The following is a 340-nucleotide window of genomic DNA, read 5'->3' on the forward strand; positions in this document are numbered from 1 at the left end:
AATCGTTCGTGTACAAGGAAACCGTTGCCAACAGCCACGAGCACTACCTGTGGGGCAACACCGCCTACGCGTTCGGCACCAAGCTGACTGACAGCTTCGCCAAATTCCGCTGGTGCCCGAACATCATCGGCCCTCAGAGCGGTGGTGCTGTTGAAGACCTGCCGTTGCACCATTTCGAAAGCATGGGCGAAATCGAAACCAAGATCCCTACTGAGGTTCTGGTTTCCGACCGTCGTGAATACGAACTGGCCGAGGAAGGCTTCATCTCCCTGACCATGCGTAAAGGCTCCGACAACGCGGCGTTCTTCTCCGCAAGCTCGGTGCAGAAGCCGAAGTTCGT

The 340-nt window shown here is 56.8% G+C and carries 1 protein-coding gene; it reads left to right on the forward strand.

What is annotated here, in order from left to right; all coding sequences use genetic code 11:
- A partial coding sequence (locus ACIQVE_RS27645; RefSeq protein WP_402814758.1) for a type VI secretion system contractile sheath domain-containing protein occupies positions 1 to 340 on the forward strand: 340 nt, incomplete at both ends.

The organism is Pseudomonas sp. NPDC098747, from assembly GCF_044760045.1.
Lineage (GTDB): Bacteria > Pseudomonadota > Gammaproteobacteria > Pseudomonadales > Pseudomonadaceae > Aquipseudomonas.